Origin of the sequence: Actinomadura sp. NPDC048394, from assembly GCF_040651755.1 — a bacterium.
Taxonomy (GTDB): Bacteria; Actinomycetota; Actinomycetes; order Streptosporangiales; family Streptosporangiaceae; genus Spirillospora; species Spirillospora montaniterrae.
Map to the genome: position 1 here is coordinate 70,168 of NZ_JBEZJL010000012.1, position 16,840 is coordinate 87,007.

Consider the following 16,840-nt stretch of genomic DNA (forward strand, 5'->3'; position numbering starts at 1 on the left):
TGCGGGGACAGCCTGTTGATCATGGCGTGGCGAGGGTGAACCGGTGGTGCCGGCGATGCGAACTTTCGTCAATGATCTTCCTGGTCGGGGGGTGGGCCGGGGGAAGCGGGGGATTGACGGCCGGCGGAAACTAGAATTACGTTCGAATTCCTACTGGTCGGTACGGAGGACGGACGATGCGGGCAGCGCGCGAGGCTTGGCGCCGGCTGGAACCGGTGCACGGCATGATCTACTTCGTGCCGGAGGGACCCGAGCGCTACGCCGCGCTCGGCCTGGACGGCGCGGCCGGCTACTTCGCCTCCCGGTCCGCCGCGTTCGGCCGGGCGTCCGCCGAGGTCGTCATCGCGACCTTCTACAACTTCCACCCCGCCCTCGTCCGCGCCGCCCTGCCCGCCGCCTGGGAGAAGGCGTCCCCCGAGCAGGTGCTCGCCGCCCGCCTCGACGCGGCCGGCGCCGCCCTGCGCCGCGCCGGCATCGACCGCGTCGACGGCGTCGAGGAGGCCCTCGGCCTCGCCACCCGCGCCGCCGAGGCCGCCGGCGACCACCTGCACGGCCGCCCCCTGTTCGCCGCGCACGCCGCCCTGCCCTGGCCGGACGAGCCGATCGACCGGCTCTGGCACGCCCAGACCCTGCTCCGCGAGTTCCGCGGCGACGGGCACGTGGCCGCGCTGACGGACGCGGGCGTCGCGCCGGTCGAAGCCCTCGTCCTGCACGCCGCCACCGGCACCATCCCGACGCCGTTCCTCAAGGCCACCCGCGCGTGGCCGGCCGGCGAGTGGGCCGCGGCCGAGGACGCGCTCCGCGCCCGCGGCCTCCTCGACGGCGACGAGCTGTCCGCCGAGGGGAAGGCGTTCCGGCAGCGGATCGAGGACCGCACCGACGAGCTCGCGCTGCCCGCCTACACCGCCCTCGGCGAGGCCGGCTGCGAGCGCCTCGCCGAGCTGGCCCGCCCGATCGGCCGCGCCGTCGTCTCGGCGGGCCTGCTGAATCCCGCCCGCTGATCGCTCCCGGGCCCGGAAAGCGCCGGAAAACCCTTGGCGCCGATTCCGGGCCCGCGGTTATCGTCACGTGGCCGCGGAACATTTCCGCGGCGCTGCCGGCGAGAGCCAGAAAAGGAGTGATTCCCGATGACCGCGACCTTCCTTGACCTGACGACCGTTCGCAACATCGGGATCATGGCGCACATCGACGCCGGCAAGACCACCACCGCCGAGCGGATCCTCTACTTCACCGGCGTCTCGCACCGCATCGGCGAAGTGCACGACGGCAATACCGCCCTCGATTGGACGGACCAGGAACGCGAGCGCGGAATCACCATCACCTCCGCCGCGACGACGTGCCATTGGCGCGGCCACACGATCAACCTGATCGACACCCCGGGCCACGTCGATTTCACCATCGAGGTCGAACGCTGCCTGCGCGTCCTCGACGGCGCCGTCGCCGTGTTCGACGGCGTCGCCGGCGTCGAGCCGCAGTCGGAGACCGTGTGGCGGCAGGCCGACCGGTACGGCGTCCCGCGCGTCTGCTTCGTCAACAAGCTCGACCGCCCGGGCGCCGACCTGCACCGCTGCGTCGACATGATCGCCGACCGGCTGGGCGCGGTCCCGCTCGTCCTGCAGCTGCCGATCGGCGCCGAGGCCGGCTTCACCGGCGTCGTCGACCTGGTCGAGGAGCGCGCGCTCGTCTGGCCGGACGCCGGCGAACCGGACGTCCTGCACGTCCCGCCCGGCCTCGCGGAGGACGCGCGGCGATGGCGGGCCCGGCTCGTCGAGACGCTCGCCGAGCACGACGAGACGATCATGGAGCTGTACGTGGCGGGCGCCGAACCGCCGGCCGAGCGGCTGCACGAGGCGATCCGCCGGCTCACCGTCGCGTCCGCCGCCACGCCGGTGCTGTGCGGCAGCGCGTACAAGAACAAGGGCGTCCAGCCGCTGCTGGACGCGATCGCGCGGTACCTGCCCTCGCCGCTGGACGTCGCGGGCGGCCCGCACGCCGCGTCCGACGCCGCGCCGCTGTCCGCGCTCGCGTTCAAGATCATGACCGACCGGCACCTCGGCCGGCTCACCTTCGTCCGGATCTACTCCGGCCGCCTGGAGGCCGGCACGCAGGTGCTGAACAGCGTCGCCGGCGGAAGGGAGCGGATCGGCAAGATCTACCGCGTCCACGCGAACAGCCGCGAGGAGATCGCGTCGGCGGGCGCGGGCGACATCGTCGCGGTCATGGGCCTCAAGCGGACCACGACCGGCGAGACGCTCTGCGACCCCGCGCACCCGGTCGTGCTGGAGTCCATGGACTTCCCGTCCCCGGTCATCGAGGTCGCCATCGAGCCCCGCTCGAACGGCGACCAGGAGCGGCTCGGCGCCGCCCTCCGGCGGCTCGCCGAGGAGGACCCGTCCTTCCAGGTGCACGCCGACGCCGAGACCGGCCAGACCGTCATCGGCGGGATGGGGGAGCTCCACCTGGAGATCCTCGTCGACCGGCTGCGCGACGACCACGGCGTCGACGCCCGCATCGGCCGCCCCCGCGTCGCCTACCGGGAGACCATTCGCCAGGCCGCCTCGAAGGTCGAGGTGACCTACAAGAAACAGAACGGCGGAAAGGGGCAGTTCGCGAAAGTCCAGCTCTCCATCGAGCCGATCGAGGGGCATTATGAGTTCGTCAACCAGGTGACCGGCGGGCGCGTCCCGCGGCATTTCGTGCCGTCCGTCGACGACGGATGCCAGGACGCCATGCGCACCGGCCCGCTCGCCGGCTTCCCGATGACGGGCGTGCGCGTCACCCTGCTCGACGGCGACCACCACACGATCGACTCGTCCGAGCTCGCCTTCGCGATCGCCGGTTCGCTGGCCTTCAAGGAGGCGGTCCGCCGCGCGTCGCCCGCGCTGCTCGAACCGGTGATGGCCGTCGAGGTCACCACGCCCGCTGAGCACATGGGCGCGGTCATCGGCGACCTCAACGCGCGCCGCGGCCGCGTCGAGGGCACCCGCCCGCGCGGCGGCGCCGAGGTCGTCCGCGCCCTCGTCCCGCTCGCGGAGATGTTCGGCTACGTCGGCCACCTGCGCGGCGCCACCTCCGGCCGCGCGGTGCACTCGATGCAGTTCGACTCGTACGCCGAGGTGCCGCCCGGCGTGGCCGCCAAGGTGGTGGCGGCCGCCTGACCCACCCGGCCGCCTGACCCACCCGGCCGAGTGCCAACCCGGCCGAGTACCGACCCGGCCGCACGGGGCCCGCCCGTGCGGCCGGTGTTGGCGCGCCTTCAGTTGCTATTGGCGGGGCGTTAATAGCGTGTTGCAAGTAACTCAACACTTATGCAGCGCCCGGTCGGGGGCGCGGGGCGCCCTGCGGGCTCCGGGAGAGCCGGAGCGCCAGAGGAGGTCACCATGGGTGAGACCACGCGCAGGCGGTTCCTGCGCGACGCCGGACTGGTGGGCGCCGCCACGGCGGGCGTCATGGCGATGGGACCGGCGCCGGCGCGGGCCGCCGGCGGGAAACGGGTCGCGGTCCTCGGCGGCGGCGTCGCCGGGCTCAGCGCGGCCCACGAACTGGCCGACCGCGGCTTCCAGGTCGACGTCTACGAACGCACGGCCCTCGGCGGGAAGGCGCGCAGCATCTTCCCGCCCGGCACCGGCACCGGCGGGCGCCTCGACCTGCCGGGCGAGCACGGGTTCCGGTTCTTCCCCGGCTTCTACTTCAACCTCACCGACAACATGCGCCGGACGCCGTTCCCCGGCAACAAGAACGGATGCTGGGACAACCTCGTCCGCGCCGACGCGTACATGATGGCGCGGCAGGGACGGCCCGACCTGACCATTCCGTTCCCGTTCCCGCTGCCGCCGAACTCCAGCATCTACGACAAGGCCAGCTTCCTGGCGACGATCCAGTCCGGGCTGCAGACGGTCGCGAAGCTGTCGCTCACCGAGGCGGCGTTCGCCGCGCAGAAACTGCTCGTCTACGTCACGAGCTGCGACGCGCGGAAGCTCGGGCAGTGGGAGAACATCACGTGGTCGGACTACATCCGCGCCGACCGGTTCTCCGACGAGTACAACAAGTTCATCGCCGACGGGACGATCCGCAACCTGGCCGCGACCAAGTCCAAGGACGCCAGCACCCACTCGATCGCCAAGGTCGGCGAGGCGACGGTGTGGAGCATCCTCGACCTCGGCAACGAGCCCGGCGGGACCGTCGACCGGGTCCTCGACGGGTCGACGTCGGAGATGTGGCTCGACCCGTGGATCGCGCACCTGAAGAGCCTCGGCGTCACCTTCCACGTCGGCTACAACGTCGACTCGCTGCAGATCTCCGGCGGCGCCATCACCGGCGCCGGGGTCACCGCGAACGGGAGCTCCAGCACGGTCAACGCCGACTGGTACATCGTCTCGATGCCGTGCGAGCGGGCCGTGAACCTGCTCAGCGCCGACATCCTCAAAGCCGATCCGTCGCTCGCCGGGATCAAGAGCCTGCGCACCGACTGGATGACCGGCCTGCAATTCTTCCTCAAGAAGAAACTGCCGCTGGCGCCCGGCCACGTCAACTACGGCGACTCCGCGTGGGCGGTCACGTCCATCAGCCAGGAGCAGTTCTGGAAGCGGGACTTCTCCACCTACGGCGACGGCACCGTGCAGGACTGCCTGTCGTCCATCATCTCCGACTGGTTCACCCCCGGCACGTTCAACAAGAAGAAGGCGAGCGAGTGCACGCCCGCCGAGATCGCCGCGGAGACGTGGGCCGAGATCAAGGCCCACCTCAACGACACCGGCACCGTCCTCACCGACGACATGCTGCACTCGTGGTTCCTCGACCCGGCGATCGTGCGCAGCGGCGGCGGCGTCACCAACGACACGCCGCTGTTCATCCAGCAGCCCGGCTCGTGGAAGCTGCGCCCGGACGCCAAGACGAAGATCCCGAACCTGTTCCTCGCGGGCGACTGGGTGAAGACGCCGATCAACGTGACGACGATGGAGGGCGCCAACCAGGGCGGCCGGCAGGCGGTGAACGCGCTGCTGGACGCGGCCGGCTCGAACGCGTCGCGCTGCTCGGTGCACCAGCTCTACGAGTCGCCGCTGTGGACGCTGTTCAAGGCCAACGACAAGGCCCGCTACGCGCTCGGCCTCCCGCACGAGTTCGACATCCTCGACCCCCGCTGGCCCTAGCGGCCGGCCCTAGCCGAGCGATCGGCGGGCGACCAGCGCCGCGTTGAGGAGCTGGAGGTCGGCCGGGCGGGCCGGGTCGAGGCCGGTCAGCTCGCAGATCCGGCGGACGCGGTAGGCGACCGTGTTCGGGTGGACGTGCAGGGCCGCCGCGGTGGCGCGCCGGTCCAGGCCGTCCGCCAGGTAGCGGCGCAGCGTGTGCAGCAGCTCGGGCTTGCGGTCGAGCGGCTCGAGCAGCCCGGCGAGCAGGGGCAGCGCGCCGCTCGGCCGGCTGAGCTGGTAGTCGAGCAGGACGTCGGCGAGCCGGTACAGGCCGGGCGGGCGGCCCGTCCCGCGCACCAGGTCGATGATCTCCGCCGTCTGGGTGACGGCGGCGGGTATCCCGGCCGGGCCGGTGATCTCCGCCGCGGCGGTGACGCGGGTGTCGGCGGCCTTCCCGGCCTGCGCGACGAGGTCGTCCACCAGGTCCCAGGACGGCGGCGCGGCGAACGGCAGCAGCGCCGTGCCGCCGGACGCGTCGAGCGCGGTGAGCGCGGGCTCGCCGGCGAACCGGTCCAGCACCGTCCGGACGCGGCGGATCTTGCGGCGGGCGGCGACCCGGGCGCGCTGGCCGGTGCCGCGCTCGTCGGGCGTCCGGGTGAACGCGAGCGCCAGCACGGCGTATTGGGCGGCGGGGCGCAGCCCGGTCCGGCCGGCGATGCTCTCCAGCGGCTCCCCGGCGAGCAGCGCGGTCATCAGCGCGTGCCGCCCGCCCTGCTCCTGGCTGTCGAGGACCTGCCGGACCTCCAGGTAGGAGCCGCTGACGGCGGTGGTCAGCCGCGCCTGGAAGTCGACGAAGTAGCCGAGCGCCTCCTGCAGGTCGGGAAGGTCGGACGGCAGGGCGCCGGCGGCCAGCTCGTCCCAGGCCATCGCCGCGCCGATCCGGTAGGCGGTGAGGATCGCCTCCAGCGGCACGCCCTCCTCGGCGCGCAGCGCGGCCGAGTCGCGCTGCCGCCCGAACTCGCCGGGACCGGCGGGGCGGCGGCGGTCCAGCACGTCCGCGAACTGGCGGAGGCTGTGCTGGACGATCCCGGCGATGTCCCCGGCGATCTCCTCCTGCGGCAGCTCGGCGTAGACGGGCAGCTCGTCGAGCAGCCGCGCCAGGACGCGGCGGGTCAGCTCCGGCGCGCGCGCCCGCAGATGCGCGGCGAGCGGACGCCCGCCCATGCACAGCGCCCGCCCGGCCCCGGCCTGGGGGCGCCCGGCCCCGCCCGACGGCGGCTCCGGCATGTCCGACGGCGGCTCCGGCGCGCCCGACGGCGGCCCGGCCGTGCTCAGCGGCCCCTTGTTGTCCTCCGGCACAACGGCTCCCGGGAAACTCTGCGCCCGCACCAATTGAACGGCGTGTCAAAAGTCTGGACGATCACGGCGACATCGTCCATGACGGCCAGGGAGGACTGATGAAGCGTCTGTTCGGCGGCGTTGTCGGCTCGATCGTGGCGGCGGCCGCGGCCCTGGCGGTCGCCGGGCCCGCGCACGCGGCGGCGGGACGGTACGTCGCGCTCGGCGACTCGATGGCGTCCGGCCCGCTCATCCCCGACATCACCGGCAACGTCGGCTGCGGCCGGTCCACCCGCAACTACGCGCACGACCTCGCCTCCGCGATGGGCCTGAACCTGGCGGACGTGACGTGCAGCGGCGCGTCCACCAAGCACATGACGCAGTCGCAGAGCACCAGCGTCGCGGGCGTCGACACCGGGACCGTCCCGCCGCAGTTCGACGCGCTGACCGCGGACACCTCCCTGGTCACGCTGACGATCGGCGGCAACGACGTCGGCCTCGTCGGCGTCGCGCAGAACTGCGCCACCCTCGACCCGACCGCGACGCCCTGCAAGGGGACGTACGAGGCGCAGGTCGCGCAGAAGACCGCCGACTTCGAGCCGAAGCTGTCGGCGGTGCTCGACGGCATCCGGCAGCGGTCGCCGAACGCCCGGATCGTCGTCACCGGCTACGGCCTCTACATCAAGCCGAACGGCTGCTGGCCGGTGCAGCCCGTGCTGCCGACCGACGCCAACTTCCTGCAGGGCGCCGTCAACACCATGAACGCGGTCATCAAGCGGCAGACCGAGGCGCACGGCGACACCTACATCGACCTCGTCACGCCGAGCGCCGGGCACGACTCCTGCCAGTCGGCGTCCCAGCGCTGGCTGGAGGGCTACGTCCCGGTGCACGCGGCCGCGCCGCTGCACCCGAACGCGACCGGCGAGGCCGCCTACGCCACCGTCATCCGCAACACGATCGACGCGTCCTGAGACCAGCACGCACCGCAGGTCAGCAGGGCCCGTAGACCAGCAGGCGCCGTGTTCGGCGACACGGCGCCGCCTCCCTGCCCGGGCGCCGCCTCTCCTCCAAGGGGCGGCGCCCGGGCGCGTCCGCGGCGTCTCGGTACATTGAGGGCGCCTTTTCCCCCTTGCCGAAGGACGCCGGGATGAACGACGAGATGCGCGGGAACGTCGCCGCGTTCGAGCAGACGGTCCGCTCCTCGCTCGCGCTGGCCGCGACGCTCGGGGCGGCCGAGTGGGACCGCCCGACCGACTGCCCGGGCTGGACGGTCAAGGACCAGTTCTCCCACCTGGTCTCGGTGGAGGCGGCGCTGCTCGGCGACCCGGCTCCCGAGGTCGAGGTCCCCGAGTTCGGCCACGTCCGCAACGACTTCGGGCGGTACCTGGAGGCCGGCGTGCACGCGCGGCGGTCCGTCCCCGGGCCGCGGGTCGCGGCCGAGCTGGCGGACGTGCTGGAGCGGCGCCTCGCCCAGCTGCCGGGCCAGGACCCGGACGAGCCGACGACCCTCCCGAACGGGAAGCAGGGCACGTACGCGCTGTTCGTGGGGTTCCGCGCGATGGACTGCTGGACGCACGAGCAGGACGTGCGGCGCGCGGTCGGCCGTCCCGGCAACCTCGACGCGCTGGCGGCGGGCTGCTTCTGGGACATCCTCGCCCAGGGGCTGCCGCTCGTCGTCGCGCGCAAGGCGGGTGCGGAGCCGGGGCAGTCGGTGCTGTTCCGGATCGGCGGGCCGGTGGAGCACCGGGTGGCGGTGATGGTGGACGGCGAGGGGCGCGGCGCGTTCGCGGGCGAGGTGCCGGACGCGGCGACGGCCGAGCTGGACATGGACTGGGAGTGCTACGTGCGGCTCACCGCCGGGCGGTGCGGGCCGGACGCGGTGAAGGTGCGGGTCAAGGGGGACGCGGAGCTGGCCGGCCGGGTGCTGGACGGCATGGCGCTGACCCCGTGAGGCGCGCTACCGGCGGGTAGCCGGTTCCGGCCACGGGCGGCCCGGACGGCTTTACAGCTCGATCATGCCAGTGAATGCTGGCACGATCGAGTCCCCGCATGGGAGGAGACCGCCCCGTGAGAACCCTGCCCGCCCGCCGGACCGCGTCGCTCGCCCTCGCCGCCGCCCTCGCGGGCGCCGGCGTGACCGGCATGACCGGCACCGCGCGAGCCGACGCCCCGCCCGGCGCCTGGACCGCCACCGAGGTCACCGGGCCGGCCGCCCCGGCGCTCTACGGGGTCACGGCGCCCGACCGCGGGCACGCCTGGGCCGTCGGCACGCAGTCGTCCTCGTCCGCTCCGCTCATCCTGAGCTACCGGCACGGCGCCTGGACGCAGCAGGCCGCGCCCGCCGGAACCGCGCCCGAACTGGTGGACGTCGCGTCCGGCGGGCCGTCCAACGTGTGGGCCGTCGGGCAGGGCGGCGGCGATGCCACGGCGAAGGCGCTGCACTGGAACGGCCGCGCGTGGAAGGCCGTCGCCTACCCGCGCCCGCTGCCGATGGCGGTTTCGGTCGACTCCCGGGGCAGGGCCTGGTCGATCGGTTCCAACGCCGACGGCAGCGGCGCCGCCGTGTTCCGCCGCACCGGCGGCGCCTGGACGGACAAGGGGCTCGCGCTCGCGAGCGGAACCCTGCTGGACGCGCTCGCCGCGCGCACACCCAAGGACGTCTGGGCCGGCGGCGCGACCTCGTCCGGCGACGGCCTCTGGCACTACGACGGGACGAGCTGGACGCAGATGGACATCCCCGGCGACTGGCCGCACTGGGTGCTGCAGGTCGCCGCGCTGTCGCCGGACGACGTCTGGTTCTACACGCTCCCGCAGGACCCGCTGTTCTCCGGGCCGACCCTCGTCCACTGGGACGGGACCGCGTTCACCGTGACGAAGACGCCGTCGCCGTACGAGCAGGTCAGCACCTACGCGCAGGACGTCGGGTTCCTCGGCGACATCGCGCCCGACGGGCGGGGCGGCGTGTGGCCGCAGGACAGCCGCACCGCCTACTACCGGCACTTCGACGGCACGGCCTGGACGAGCGTGCCGCGTCCCGCCAACGACCTGGGCGGCTGGCCGCAGGTCTACGACCTCGCGCAGGTCGGCCGCACCGCGTCGGTGTGGGGCGTCGGGCCGGGCGCCGGGGACCGGCTGCTGATCGACCGGTTCCGCTGATCCGGCGCTCCGGCCCCGCCGTCCGGGCGGCGGGACCGGGACGCCCCGTCCCTGGGTGAATCCGGATTCAGGTCGCTGCTACGCTGGCCGCCGGCTCGACGGGGAGGGGCGAGATGGCGGTCACCCGCAGGGGAAGCGAGACCGAGGCGGCGTTCATGGACGCGGCCCGCAAGGTCATCGCCGAGAAGGGCTTCTTCAACGCGAAGATCGCCGACATCGCGGCGGAGGCGGGCCGCTCGTCGGCGGCCTTCTACAACTACTGGGACAGCAAGGAGTCCATGCTGGAGGGGCTCGCCGACCGGTTCGCCGGCGAGGTGCTCGGCCGCGCCGAGCAGGCGCACCGGCACGGCGCGCCGCACCGCAACATCCTCGAGGCCGTCCGCACCTACTGGAACCTCTACAAGGAGCACATGGGCGAGCTGGTCGGGGTGTTCCAGCTGTCCATGGTGGACGAGCGGTTCGCCGACCGGTGGGCGGGCGTGCGCCGGTACGGCATCGAGGGCATGATGCGCGGCATCCGGCAGGCGCAGCGGCACGGCGCCGCCCGTGACCTGGACCCGTGGCTGACCGCGTCCGCGCTCTCCGGGATGATCGAGTACTTCTGCTACATCTGGCTGGCCCGGCAGGGCGACCCGATCGAGGGCGAGTTCGACGAGGAGCGCGCCATCGTCGCGCTCGCCGAGGTCTGGTACCGGACGCTGTACGGCGCTGCCGAGCCCGAGCCGGACGCGGGCGCCGTGCCGCTGTCGGTCACGGCGGGCCGTCCGGGGAGCGCCGCGCACCAGGCCGCCGACCTGTTCTCGCTGGACGGGAAGGTCGCGGTGGTGACCGGCGCGTCCAGCGGGCTCGGCGCGCGGTTCGCGCGGGTGCTCGCCGACGCGGGCGCGACCGTGGTGCTCGCCGCCCGCCGGCTGGAGCGGCTGGAGGAGCTGGCCGCCGGCGACGACCGCCTCGTCCCGGTGCGCTGCGACGTCGGCGACGACGCGTCGCTGCGCGCGCTCGTCGAGACGACGCTGGAGCGCTGCGGGTCGCTGGACGTCCTGGTCAACAACGCCGGGACGAGCGTGGAGGCGCCCGCCGAGGACGAGGACATCGCCGACTTCCGGCGGGTGATCGACACCAACCTGACCTCGGTGTTCGCGCTGACGCAGCTGGCGGCGCGGCCGATGCTGGAGGCCGGGTCGGGCAGCATCGTCAACATCGCCTCGATCTTCGGGCTGGTGGCGTCGTCGCCGGTGAAGCAGGCGAGCTACACCGCGTCCAAGGCGGCGGTCGTGAACCTGACGCGGGAGCTCGGCGTGCAGTGGGCGTCGCGCGGGGTGCGGGTGAACGCGCTGGCGCCGGCGTTCTTCCCCAGCGAGATGACGGGGGAGATGTTCACCAACGAGGGCAGCATGCGGTGGCTGAAGCGGAACACGCCGATGCGCCGCCCGGGGGAGCCGCAGGAGCTGGACGGGGCGCTGCTGCTGCTCGCCAGCCAGGCCGGTTCCTACATCACCGGCCAGACGATCCCCGTCGACGGAGGCTGGACCGCCCGCTGACCCCGCTCGCGCGCTGCTCCCGCTGACCGCGCTCACGCGCTGATCCCGCTCACCCGCCGATCCCGCGCCTCGGGACCGAATCCGGATTCGCTTTCGCAAGGGCAGGCAGGCCGCTCCCGGGCGGCCGCCTGCCCTTCTCGCATGCCCGAAGGGCCGCGTCCGGGCGCCGCCGCACCCTTGACAGAGTCGAATCCGAATCTAAAATCAGCTCAAACGCGACGAACCTGAATCCGGTTTTAACGGAGGCGTCATGGGGCTGCACCACATCGCGATCGCCACCACCCGGCTGCGCGCGACGCACGACTTCTACACCGGCGCGATGGGGTTCGCGCTGGTCAAGATCGTGCGGGCGCGGGCGGCCGAGGGCGGCTGGTCCAAGCACGCCTTCTACGACACCGGCGGCGGGGAGTTCCTCGCCGTCTGGGACCTGCACGTCGACGGCGTCCCCCGCGACTTCGACCCGGCGATCTCGCGCGGCCTCGGCCTGCCCACCTGGGCGAACCACATCGCGTTCCGCGCCGAGGACGAGGCCGACCTGGACGCGAAGCTCGCCCGGATCCTCGACCACGGGCACACCGCGATCGAGGTCGACCACGGCTTCTGCCGCTCGGTCTACGTGCACGACCCCAACAAGATCATGGTCGAGTTCTGCCTGGACGTGCGGCCGTTCACCGAGGAGGAGCGGCGCGCCGCCGAGCGCGAGCTGTTCGACGACGCGGTGGAGCCGGAGCCGGAGATCGAGGGCGTCGTCCACCGTCCGAAGGAGCGCGCCGGGGCCGCGCGGTGACCGCCGGGAAGCCGCGCATCGGGCGGTACGCCAACGCCTACGGCGTCGCGAACTGGCACCGCGAGCCGCCCGCCGGGACCGGGACGGAGTCGCTGCTGCTGCCGACGCCCGACCGGGGGGTGGCGCAGGCGCGGCTGTACGCGCGGGGCGGCGAGGACACCGCGGTGCTGATCATGCATCCGCGCGGCGACTTCTTCCACCACTACCTCGTCCCGGGCCTGGTCGAGGCCGGGTACGCGGTGATGTGCGGGGCGAGCCGCTGGCTGAACAACGACGCGATGCTCGTCCACGAGCGGCTGCTGCTCGACGTCGCGGAGTGCGTGAAGGCGCTGCGCGCCCGCTACGACCGGGTCGTCCTGTGCGGGAACTCCGGCGGCGGGTCGCTGATGACGTTCTACTCCGCGCAGGCCGCCGCCCCCGAGGACGAGCGGCTGACCGACACCGCCGCCGGCGACCCGCTCCGCCTCGGCGACTTCGACCTCCCGCAGGCCGACGCCCTCGTCTACGTCGGCGCGCACGTCGGTGAGGGGCACTTCCTGATGGGCGCCATCGACCCGTCCGTCACCGACGACGCCGACGCGCTGTCGTGCGACCCCGATCTCGACATCTACGACCCGCGCAACGGGTTCGCGCCGCCGCCCAAGGAGACCCGGTACGAGCCGGAGTTCCTCGCGCGGTACCGGCAGGCGCAGCGCGACCGTGTCGCCCGCCTCGACGAGCAGGCCCGCGAGCTGGTCCGCGTCCGACGCGAGGCGAAGGCGCGGTTCGCCGAGACCGGCGCGGCGGCCGACCGGCGCGCGTCGATCGCGACGCGGTTCCTCGTCGTGTACCGCACCGACGCCGATCCCCGGTACGTCGACCTGTCGCTCGACCCGTCCGACCGCGACTACGGGTCGCTGTGGGGCGGCCGCCCCGACCTCATCAACTACGGCGCGGTCGGGTTCGGGCGCGTCGTGTCGCCCGAGGCGTGGCTGTCGACCTGGTCGGGCCTGTCGTCGCGCGCCGACATCGCGCGCACCGGACCGCAAGTCGCGCTGCCCGCGCTCGTCGTCGGCTACCGCGCGGACAACGGCATCTTCCCGTCCGAGACCGACCTGATCGCCTCGTCTCTCGCGGGCCCGGTGACCAGGCACGACGTGGACGGCGACCACTACGGATTCCCGGCCGCCAAGGGACGCGAGCAGGCCGCGGCGGTCGTCGCCGGCTGGCTGCGCACGCACTGAAGGAGCCCCGAAGCATGATGATGACCGGCAAGCAGTACCTCGACTCCCTCGACGACGGCCGGCGGATCTACCTGGACGGGCGCCGCGTGGACGACGTCGCGGCCGAGCCGCTGTTCGGGGCGGCCACGCGGTGGGTCGCGTCCGGCTACGACGCCGCGCACCGTCCCGGCGACGGCGAAGCGGGCCCGTACTACGACGTCCCCGGCTCGCCCGAGGACCTGCGCGAGCAGCTCGAACTGCTGCTCGGCTGGGACATGGTCACGGTGACGACCGCGCAGGGCCTGCTCGCGCTGCTGACCGCCGCCGCCCGGATGCGCGGCACGCACCCGGGATACGCGCAGCGCATCGAGGACTACTTCGCGTTCTGCAAGTCCCGCGACCTGCGCTGTGTCCAGGCGATCACGGACGCCAAGGGGAACCGGAAGCTGCCGCCGTCCAAGCAGGACGACCCGGACCTCTACACCCGCGTCGTCGAGCGCCGCCCGGACGGCATCGTGGTGCGCGGCGCGAAGCTGCACATCTCCGCCGCCGCGATCTGCCACGAGCTGGTCGTGATGCCGACGAAGATGATGAAGCCCGGCGAAGAGGACTGGGCGGTCGCCTGCGCGATCCCGGTCGGCGCGCCCGGCGTGAAGATCGTCAACACGACGTACGCGCCGCGCGCGGAGGACGAGCACTTCCCCTACAGTTCCCGCTTCAACATGCCGGAGGGCTTCGTCGTCCTGGACGACGTGTTCGTCCCGAACGAGCGGGTGTTCCTATGCGGGGAGACCGAGTACTCGGCGACGTTCGCGCACTCGCTCGGCCTGTGGGAGCGGCTCGGCGGCAGCGCCCATCTCGCCGAAGGCGGCGACCTGCTGGTCGGGCTCGCGCAGCTCATCGCGGAGGCGAACGGGCTGGAGAAGGTCCCGCACATCAAGGACAAGATCGCCGAGATGATCATCTACGCGACCCTCACCCGCGCCGGGTTGGAGGCCGCGATCGCCAACGCGAAGCGGACGCCCGAGGGCTGGGTGTATCCGGACGAGCTGTTCACCAACGCCGCCAAGCACTACGGCGCCGCCGAGTTCAACCTGATGGTCCGGCACCTGCACGACATCGCGGGCGGCGCCGTGCTCACCGCGCCGTCGATGAACGACCTGCGCAGCAGCGAGGTCGGCCCGTTCGTGGAGAAGTACATGCGGACGATGGACGGGGTCCCCGCCGAGTACCGGATGCGGCTGTTCCACGCGATCCGCGACATCACCGCCGACGCCTACGGCGGCTGGCAGCTCGTCACCATGATCCAGTCGGGCGGCGGGCTGTACGCGCAGCGCCTCGTCGTCGCCAAGCACTACGACATGGACCGCGCGAAACGCCTCGGCCTCGCCGCCGCCGGCCTGCCCGACGGGGAGGCGGGGTGAGCGAGGACCTCGCCGCGTTCCGGGAGCGCGCCGCCCGCTTCCTGGAGGGACGCCTCGCCCGCCGGGCGCCGCGCGAGCAGGCGGCGTGGGGCGAGGGCGACGACCGGATCTCGCTGTTCGAGGAGATCGACCCGGAGGCGGAGCGGCGCACCCTCGACGCGGCGCGCCGCTGGCAGCGCGATCTGTTCGACGCCGGGTTCGGCTGGATCGACGGCCCCGCCGAGCTGGGCGGGGCCGGGCTGACGGCCGAGCACGAGGCGGCGTTCCGGGCGCTGCTCGCCGGGCTCGAGGCGCCCGACCTGCGGCCGCTGACCGTCGGCCTCGACATCGTCGCCCCGGCCGTCCTCGCCCACGGCGACGACGGGCTGAAGCGGCGGATCCTGCCGGGGCTGCACCGCGGCGAGCTGATGGCGTGCCAGCTGTTCTCCGAGCCGGAGGCCGGGTCGGACCTCGCGGCGGTCCGGACGGCGGCGCGCCGCGACGGCGACGCATGGGTCCTCAGCGGCCACAAGGTGTGGACGTCCGGCGGGCACCTCGCCGACATCGGGCTCGCCCTGGCCCGCACCGACCCCGAGGCGCCCAAGCACGCCGGGCTGACGATGTTCCTGGTCGGCATGCGCGGGCCTGGCGTGCGGGTGGAGCCGATCCGGCAGATGACGGGCGGCGCGTCGTTCAACGAGGTGTTCCTCGACGGCGCCCGCGTCCCCGACCGGGACCGGGTCGGCGCGCCGGGCGAGGGCTGGCGCGTCGCGCTGACCACGCTGCTCGGCGAGCGGTCGTCGCTCGGCGGGGAGGGCGGCGGCCCGCTGCCCGCCGGGTTCGTCCCGCGGCTGCGGCAGCTCGTCGCGGTGCTGCCGGAGGCGGACGACCCGCTGGTCCGCCGGGACGCGGAGCGCGCGCTGATGAGCGTCGACGCGATGCGCCTCACCGCCGAACGCTACGGCGAGCAGGAGCGGCGGGGAGCGGGCGGCGCCCTGAACGGGGTCGAGGGGTCGGTGGCGAAGCTGCTGCTGGTGCGGGCGCTCGCCGACACCGAGCGGCTGCTGACCGGGCTGCTCGGCCGCGGCCTGGTCGCCGACGACGGCTCGTGGGGGCGGTTCTGCTGGTCGGAGTTCGTCCTCGGCATCCCGGCGTTCAGCATCGCGGGCGGCACCGACGATGTGCAGCGCAACATCGTCGCCGAGCGCGGCCTGCGGCTGCCCAAGGAAGGACGCGCGTCATGAGCCTCGTCCGGACGCCCGAGCAGAACGAGCTCCAGCGGGTCGTGCGCGACTTCCTCGCCGCGCACGCGCCGGAGGAGCACGCGCGCAAGTGGATGGAGACCGAGACCGGGCACGACCCGCACCTGTGGTCGCTGATGGCCGGGCAGCTCGGCCTCCAGGCCCTCGCGATCCCCGAGGAGTACGGCGGCGCCGGCTTCGGGCACGCGGAGCTGGCCGTCGCGATGGAGGAGCTGGGACGCGCCGTGACCTGCGGCCCGTTCATGTCCAGCGCGGTGCTCGCGGCGCAGGCCGTCCTGCGCTGCGGCACCGAGCAGGCGAGGAAGGACCTGCTGCCGGGCATCGCCGACGGCACGACGATCGCGACGCTCGCGCTCGACGGCCCGTTCGACGCGGCGGAGAGCGGCGGCGGCTGGACCGTCACCGGTACCGCCGAGTTCGTGACGGACGGCGCGCTCGCAGACGTCGTCCTGGTCACCGGGACCGGCGACCGGCTGTTCGCCGTCACCGGGGGCGAGCGCACGCCCGTCGAGACGATGGACCGGACCCGCAAGATGGCGCGCGTCCGCTGCGACGCCACACCCGCCACACTGGCCGGACGCACCGGACCGGCGCTCGCCCGCGCCCTCGACGCGGCGGCGATCCTGCTGGCCGCCGAGCAGCTCGGCGTCGCGCAGTGCGCCCTCGACATGGCCGTCTCCTACGCCCGCGATCGCGTCCAGTTCGGCCGCCCGATCGGCTCGTTCCAGGCGCTCAAGCACCGGTGCGCGGAGACGCTCGTCGAGGTCGAGGCGGCCAGGTCCTGCGTCGCCGCCGCCGTCCGCGCCCTGGACGAGGACGCCCCGCCCGCCGAGACCGCCTCGATGGCGGCGCTGGCGCGCACCTGGGCGAGCGAGGCCGCCGCGCGCGCCACCGCCGAGAACATCCGCGTCCACGGCGGGATCGGGTTCACGTTCGAGCACCCCGCGCACCTGTACTACCGCCGGGCCAAGGCGGACCATGTGCTTCTCGGCACCCCCGACCGCGCCCGAGCCTAGGGAGGG

13 protein-coding genes are annotated in these 16,840 nt (G+C 73.5%); 12 read left to right on the forward strand and 1 reads right to left on the reverse strand.

The genetic code is table 11. The annotated features are described in order from the left end of the window. Positions 1–176 precede the first annotated feature (176 nt). From AB0C78_RS10535 to AB0C78_RS10545, 3 genes are all read left to right on the forward strand, one after another. Positions 177–1,001, forward strand: coding sequence for a hypothetical protein (locus AB0C78_RS10535; RefSeq protein ID WP_360744855.1), 825 nt, complete (start codon positions 177–179; stop codon positions 999–1,001). Between the two features lie 126 nt (positions 1,002–1,127). Continuing rightward, positions 1,128–3,158 carry an elongation factor G gene (gene fusA, locus AB0C78_RS10540; RefSeq protein WP_360744858.1) on the forward strand — a complete coding sequence of 677 codons (2,031 nt, stop codon included), beginning with the start codon at positions 1,128–1,130 and terminating at the stop codon, positions 3,156–3,158. Positions 3,159–3,380: 222 nt separating this feature from the next. Beyond that, positions 3,381–5,150 carry an FAD-dependent oxidoreductase gene (locus AB0C78_RS10545; RefSeq protein WP_360744861.1) on the forward strand — a complete coding sequence of 590 codons (1,770 nt, stop codon included), beginning with the start codon at positions 3,381–3,383 and terminating at the stop codon, positions 5,148–5,150. A gap of 9 nt (positions 5,151–5,159) precedes the next feature. Here AB0C78_RS10545 and AB0C78_RS10550 read toward each other — a convergent pair whose 3' ends face one another. Continuing rightward, positions 5,160–6,488: a helix-turn-helix domain-containing protein gene (locus AB0C78_RS10550; RefSeq protein WP_360744864.1), complete on the reverse strand. Its 1,329-nt coding sequence runs from the start codon at positions 6,486–6,488 to the stop codon at positions 5,160–5,162. 98 nt (positions 6,489–6,586) lie between these two features. On the opposite strand from AB0C78_RS10550, the gene AB0C78_RS10555 reads away from it, so the two are divergent. The 9 genes from AB0C78_RS10555 (at position 6,587) to AB0C78_RS10595 (ending at position 16,834) form a co-directional block, all read left to right on the forward strand. Next, complete coding sequence (locus tag AB0C78_RS10555; protein ID WP_360744867.1) at positions 6,587–7,438, forward strand: SGNH/GDSL hydrolase family protein; 852 nt, start codon at positions 6,587–6,589, stop codon at positions 7,436–7,438. Positions 7,439–7,614: 176 nt separating this feature from the next. Then, a complete protein-coding gene (locus AB0C78_RS10560; RefSeq protein ID WP_360744870.1) occupies positions 7,615–8,418 on the forward strand; it encodes a maleylpyruvate isomerase family mycothiol-dependent enzyme in 804 nt (267 codons plus the stop codon). A gap of 116 nt (positions 8,419–8,534) precedes the next feature. After that, positions 8,535–9,623: a hypothetical protein gene (locus AB0C78_RS10565; protein WP_360744873.1), complete on the forward strand. Its 1,089-nt coding sequence runs from the start codon at positions 8,535–8,537 to the stop codon at positions 9,621–9,623. Positions 9,624–9,736: 113 nt separating this feature from the next. Further along, the gene (locus tag AB0C78_RS10570; protein ID WP_360744876.1) at positions 9,737–11,164 is read left to right on the forward strand and encodes an SDR family oxidoreductase; all 1,428 of its coding nucleotides are present in this window, start codon (positions 9,737–9,739) and stop codon (positions 11,162–11,164) included. Between the two features lie 250 nt (positions 11,165–11,414). Continuing rightward, complete coding sequence (locus AB0C78_RS10575) at positions 11,415–11,951, forward strand: VOC family protein (RefSeq protein ID WP_360744879.1); 537 nt, start codon at positions 11,415–11,417, stop codon at positions 11,949–11,951. Next, complete coding sequence (locus AB0C78_RS10580; protein ID WP_360744882.1) at positions 11,948–13,174, forward strand: hypothetical protein; 1,227 nt, start codon at positions 11,948–11,950, stop codon at positions 13,172–13,174. The genes AB0C78_RS10575 and AB0C78_RS10580 overlap by 4 nt, the downstream gene beginning before the upstream one ends. Positions 13,175–13,188: 14 nt before the next feature. Next, positions 13,189–14,577 carry a 4-hydroxyphenylacetate 3-hydroxylase N-terminal domain-containing protein gene (locus tag AB0C78_RS10585; protein ID WP_360744885.1) on the forward strand — a complete coding sequence of 463 codons (1,389 nt, stop codon included), beginning with the start codon at positions 13,189–13,191 and terminating at the stop codon, positions 14,575–14,577. After that, a complete protein-coding gene (locus tag AB0C78_RS10590; RefSeq protein WP_360744888.1) occupies positions 14,574–15,800 on the forward strand; it encodes an acyl-CoA dehydrogenase family protein in 1,227 nt (408 codons plus the stop codon). Before AB0C78_RS10585 ends, AB0C78_RS10590 begins: the two co-directional genes overlap by 4 nt. Next, a complete protein-coding gene (locus tag AB0C78_RS10595) occupies positions 15,797–16,834 on the forward strand; it encodes an acyl-CoA dehydrogenase family protein (RefSeq protein WP_360744891.1) in 1,038 nt (345 codons plus the stop codon). Before AB0C78_RS10590 ends, AB0C78_RS10595 begins: the two co-directional genes overlap by 4 nt. Positions 16,835–16,840 lie beyond the last annotated feature (6 nt).

Excerpts from the sequence above, each read along its gene's own strand:
- AB0C78_RS10535 (WP_360744855.1), top strand. The coding sequence starts at position 177 with ATGCGGGCAGCGCGCGAGGCTTGGCGCCGGCTGGAACCGGTGCACGGC.
- fusA (WP_360744858.1), top strand. The coding sequence starts at position 1,128 with ATGACCGCGACCTTCCTTGACCTGACGACCGTTCGCAACATCGGGATC.
- AB0C78_RS10545 (WP_360744861.1), top strand. The coding sequence starts at position 3,381 with ATGGGTGAGACCACGCGCAGGCGGTTCCTGCGCGACGCCGGACTGGTG.
- AB0C78_RS10555 (WP_360744867.1), top strand. The coding sequence starts at position 6,587 with ATGAAGCGTCTGTTCGGCGGCGTTGTCGGCTCGATCGTGGCGGCGGCC.
- AB0C78_RS10560 (WP_360744870.1), top strand. The coding sequence starts at position 7,615 with ATGAACGACGAGATGCGCGGGAACGTCGCCGCGTTCGAGCAGACGGTC.
- AB0C78_RS10570 (WP_360744876.1), top strand. The coding sequence starts at position 9,737 with ATGGCGGTCACCCGCAGGGGAAGCGAGACCGAGGCGGCGTTCATGGAC.
- AB0C78_RS10575 (WP_360744879.1), top strand. The coding sequence starts at position 11,415 with ATGGGGCTGCACCACATCGCGATCGCCACCACCCGGCTGCGCGCGACG.
- AB0C78_RS10585 (WP_360744885.1), top strand. The coding sequence starts at position 13,189 with ATGATGATGACCGGCAAGCAGTACCTCGACTCCCTCGACGACGGCCGG.
- AB0C78_RS10595 (WP_360744891.1), top strand. The coding sequence starts at position 15,797 with ATGAGCCTCGTCCGGACGCCCGAGCAGAACGAGCTCCAGCGGGTCGTG.